Annotated in this window: 3 protein-coding genes; 1 reads left to right on the top strand and 2 read right to left on the bottom strand. The window is 65.3% G+C overall.

Annotated elements, in window-relative coordinates; all coding sequences use genetic code 11:
- Both ACTIIH_RS16225 and glyA read right to left on the bottom strand, forming a co-directional pair.
- A partial coding sequence (locus ACTIIH_RS16225; protein ID WP_441452851.1) for a tetrahydrofolate dehydrogenase/cyclohydrolase catalytic domain-containing protein occupies nt 1-407 on the bottom strand: 407 nt, incomplete at its 3' end.
- On the bottom strand, nt 407-1,681 hold the full coding sequence (gene glyA, locus ACTIIH_RS16220) for a serine hydroxymethyltransferase (RefSeq protein WP_101555483.1): 1,275 nt from the start codon (nt 1,679-1,681) through the stop codon (nt 407-409). The genes ACTIIH_RS16225 and glyA, both read right to left, overlap by 1 nt.
- A 168-nt stretch (nt 1,682-1,849) precedes the next feature.
- On the opposite strand from glyA, the gene purU reads away from it, so the two are divergent.
- On the top strand, nt 1,850-2,634 hold a 785-nt coding region (gene purU / locus ACTIIH_RS16215), incomplete at its 3' end, for a formyltetrahydrofolate deformylase (protein WP_441452850.1).

Here is a 2,634-nt window from a genome sequence, read left to right as displayed (position 1 = left end):
GAGTTGACGTTGAGCATGAGACGCCCGAGGTTCGTCGGATGCAGCCCGTCGGCGTCCTTGGCCGGGTCGATCGCTTCGAGGATCGTGTCCGTGTCGATATGGTCCGGCAGCGGCAGCTGCACGATGTAGCCGGTGCACTCGTCATCGTTGTTGAGTTCATCGATGACAGCCAACAGCTCATCCTGGCTCACCGACTCCGGAAGGTCACGACGGATCGACTGGATCCCGACCTCGGCACAGTCACGGTGCTTGCCCGCGACGTACCATTTCGAACCGGGGTCCTCCCCCACCAGGACGGTGCCGAGGCCCGGGACGATCCCGGAGTCGGCCAGGGCCGCCACCGTCTCGGTGAGTTCGGCCTTGATCTGCTTCGCACAGGCTCTGCCGTCGAGGATCTGCGCGCTCATCAGTACTGCTCCAGACCTTCGTAGAGCGGGAAATCGTCGCTGAGCTTCTTCACGCGAGCAGCCAGCACTTCGACGTCGGCGCCGGGCTTGAGCGCTTCGGCGATGACGTCGGCGACCTCGGTGAACTCCTTGTCCCCGAATCCGCGGGTGGCCAGTGCCGGAGTGCCGATGCGCAGTCCGGAGGTGACCATCGGCGGGCGCGGGTCGAACGGCACGGCGTTGCGGTTGACGGTGATGCCGACCGCGTGGAGAAGATCCTCGGCCTGCTGTCCGTCGAGGACCGAGTTGCGCAGGTCGACGAGCACGAGGTGGACATCGGTGCCGCTGGTGAGCACGGTGGCCCCGGCTTCGGCGACATCGGAGGCCAGCAGACGGTCAGCCAGGATCTGTGCACCGCGGACGGTGCGTTCCTGACGTTCCTTGAACTCGGCGGAGGCGGCGAGCTTGAAGGCCACTGCCTTCGCCGCGACGACGTGCATGAGCGGTCCGCCCTGCTGGCCCGGGAAGACAGCGGAGTTGAGCTTCTTCGCGTACTCCTCCTTGCCGAGGATGAAACCGGAGCGAGGTCCGCCGATCGTCTTGTGCACCGTCGAGGACACGACATCGGCGAACGGCACGGGGTTCGGGTGCAGACCGGCGGCGACGAGCCCGGCGAAGTGGGCCATATCGACCCACAGCTTCGCATCGACTTCGTCGGCGATGTCGCGGAAAGCCTGGAAGTCCAGCTGACGAGGATAGGCCGACCAGCCGGCGACGATGACGTCGGGGCGGTGTTCGAGAGCCTTCTCGCGCACCTTGTCCATATCGATGCGGTAGGTGTCGGGGTCGACCTCGTAGGAGGCGACGTCGTAGAGGCGCCCGGAGAAGTTGATCTTCATCCCGTGGGTGAGGTGTCCGCCGTGGGCCAGGGACAGGCCGAGCATCTTGTCACCCTGACGAGCCAGGGCGTGCATGACTGCAGCGTTGGCCGAGGCACCGGAGTGGGGCTGGACGTTCGCGTAGTCGGCTCCGAAGAGGCTCTTGGCGCGGTCGATGGCGAGGTTCTCTGCCACGTCGACGTATTCGCAGCCGCCGTAGTAGCGCTTGCCGGGATAGCCCTCGGCGTACTTGTTCGTCAGCACCGACCCCTGTGCTTCCAGCACGGCGCGGGGGACGAAATTCTCCGAGGCGATCATCTCAAGCGTCGACCGCTGGCGGCCCAGCTCGAGGTCGAGGACTTCGGCGATCTGCGGGTCGATGTCGGCAAGCGAGGCCTGCATCGAGTTTTCGGTCATGAGTACTCTCCTGTGGCATCCGATGATGGGAGCGAAGCAACGCGCACACTGCGGCCGTCACCCGGCACCATGCTAACAGCGACCCCGCCTGCTTCCGGGGCTGCGACCGCCATCCGGATGCCGATGCCGGATGGGTGGAATCCGCATCCACCGATTAGGATCGAGACCATGAGCTGCGAATGGATCCTGAGAGTCACCTGCCCCGATTCGACCGGAATCGTCCATGCCGTGACCGGGGTGCTCGCAGGCCTCGGCGGCAACATCACCGAATCGCAGCAGTTCTCCTCCCCCGATTCGCGTCAGTTCTTCCTGCGCGTCCAATTCTCGACGCCCGCGCAGACCTCGGCTCAGACCGTGGAAGACGGCCTCGCCGAGGTGGCTCCCCGGTTCGCGATGACCGTGAGTCTGCAGCCGGTGGAGAAGAGGACCCGCACACTGATCATGGTGTCCAAGGCCGCGCACTGCCTCAACACTCTGCTGTTCCGGCATTCGGCCGGTCAGCTGCCCATCGACATCGTCGGCGTCGCCGGCAACCATGACGACCTGCGTCCGCTCGCAGAGTTCCACGGCCACGACTTCCACCATATTCCGATCACCCGGGACACGAAGGCCGACGCCGAGGCGAGGCTCTCGGCTCTCGTCGACGACCTCGATGTCGAGCTCATCGTCTTGGCCCGGTACATGCAGATCCTCTCCCCCGACCTCTGCGACCGCCTCGAGGGTCGGGTCATCAACATCCACCATTCGTTCCTGCCCAGCTTCAAGGGCGCGAAACCCTACCATCAGGCCCATGCCCGGGGTGTGAAGATCATCGGGGCGACCGCCCACTACGTCACGAGCGACCTCGACGAGGGTCCGATCATCGAACAGGATGTGGCCCGCGTCGATCACAATCAGGCGATCGCCGATTTCGTCCGGCACGGTCAGGACGTCGAAGCGGCCGTGCTCGCCCG

This window comes from Brevibacterium sp. (genome assembly GCF_052105255.1).
Lineage (GTDB): Bacteria > Actinomycetota > Actinomycetes > Actinomycetales > Brevibacteriaceae > Brevibacterium > Brevibacterium linens_B.
The sequence above is the reverse complement of the archived record's forward strand: the minus strand, read 5'-3'. Positions and strand labels throughout refer to the sequence as shown.

What these genes read in the sequence shown, in the direction of transcription:
- glyA (WP_101555483.1), bottom strand. Translation starts at nt 1,681, where the DNA reads ATGACCGAAAACTCGATGCAGGCCTCGCTTGCCGACATCGACCCGCAG.